We start from the raw sequence: 1,485 nt of genomic DNA, 5'->3' as shown, positions 1-1,485 counted from the left end.
TGCAAACTATTGTCGCCGATTTAGCACCACTTGCTTTAAGACAAAATCAAGACATCAGCCTTTCACCAGCAGAAGTCGTACTTTCTGGCGATAGAATGTTGTTAGAAGTGTTGTTTCGTAACCTTGTAGACAATGCTATTCGCTATTCAGGTGCGCACAGCAAAATCCAAGTTAGTGTTCAAGAAGATAGAAATGCCATTAAAATATTGATTTCTGATACTGGTCCAGAGATTCCACTAGAAACGCGAGAAAAGATCTTTGAGCAATTCTACCGAGGTCATTCAGAAAAAGGTGATGGTGCAGGTTTGGGAATGTCTATTTGTAAGGACATTACTCAGCTATATAGTGCAACGATAGAACTAGCACCTAGAGAAAATGGTAAGAACACATTTGTAGTATCGTTCCCAAGGTCGGGAGAAATAGTATAAGTAAATTTATTTAATTGTATGGGATTAAGGATTTAGGTAGTTACACAGAATTTAGGGTCGTCTCGTTTCATGAAAAAGATCGGTTTTTGTGAAAACTCTTTTTTAACCTGTCACTTTTCTGGTAATTAAGCACGCTTCAACATGTGATTTAAGATGCATTGTAACGTACTGTGATCGAGTTTCATTGAAAGTAGTTTCTTATTTTGATTACATTGAAGCGGTTTAGTGAAGGTAAAGATAGTATTTGATAGATATCACTGCTCTCCATGTTTCCTGAATAAGCTCAGTATTTGGTGCTGGAGCGAATTGAGGCGGTCATCACAGGCATAGCGATGAATGATCTTCAAGTTATCGAGTAACGGATATATTTGAATATCGTCCTCAGCTAGAACTTTTAGATTATTGCCCATACTAAGGGCTTGCTCTCTTTTCGCGGAAAAAGTCTCTTTGAATTCTTCGGTTTCCGCAATGCGCTTTGGTTTAATCTCATAAAATGGTTGATAAGTGTCATTGTAACTTACTAAAAAGTCGGGAGTATACTTACGTTGCTTACCATCGAGATGATACTCCAAACCTATGGGTTGAGCTTCAAAAGTCAAAATCTTTGCTGAAAATTCAAAGTGAAAACAGGCATCAAACTCTAAGTCGGATTCGACTGTATGAATGGAGTCAGTTTTAAGGCTGACAAAGCGTGATATGTTTTTAACTGACGAGTTTCTAAGAATTCGTTTTTTCATAATAAAACAACCATACCTGTAGTAAACTTACTTAAGTGTTGTATACTAAATAAGCTATTTCAAGGTATGGTTGTTTTTATGTCAACGTATGCTTTCGTAAATTCAACGTTTAGTTGTTTTTACAAATAACATCTTAAATAAAACTTATTCTTTTCCGTACACGTTATTTTCTTGCTCTTGTACTCGAATAAACGTTGTGCGTTTTGTGAGTTCTTTTAGCTGAGCTGCACCGACATAAGTACAGGTTGAACGAACGCCACCCATGATATCTTGAATAGTGTTTTCAACAGGGCCTCTGAATGGTAGTAGGACAGTTTTAC

At 36.8% G+C, this 1,485-nt stretch carries 2 protein-coding genes; one reads left to right on the top strand and one right to left on the bottom strand.

Going from position 1 to position 1,485, the window contains the following annotated elements:
* The coding region (locus I3255_RS14230; protein WP_238039403.1) for a sensor histidine kinase at positions 1–428 on the top strand (428 nt) is incomplete at its 5' end.
* Between the two features lie 254 nt (positions 429–682).
* On the opposite strand, the gene I3255_RS14225 is transcribed toward I3255_RS14230, so the two are convergent.
* Positions 683–1,165 carry a TnsA endonuclease N-terminal domain-containing protein gene (locus I3255_RS14225; protein ID WP_238039402.1) on the bottom strand — a complete coding sequence of 161 codons (483 nt, stop codon included), beginning with the start codon at positions 1,163–1,165 and terminating at the stop codon, positions 683–685.
* Between the last annotated feature and the right edge of the window lie 320 nt (positions 1,166–1,485).

It is taken from the genome of Psychrobacter sp. Ps6 (genome assembly GCF_022129235.1).
Classification (GTDB): domain Bacteria; phylum Pseudomonadota; class Gammaproteobacteria; order Pseudomonadales; family Moraxellaceae; genus Psychrobacter.
The sequence above is the reverse complement of the archived record's forward strand: the minus strand, read 5'-3'. Positions and strand labels throughout refer to the sequence as shown.

Excerpts from the sequence above, each read along its gene's own strand:
- I3255_RS14225 (WP_238039402.1), bottom strand. The coding sequence starts at position 1,165 with ATGAAAAAACGAATTCTTAGAAACTCGTCAGTTAAAAACATATCACGC.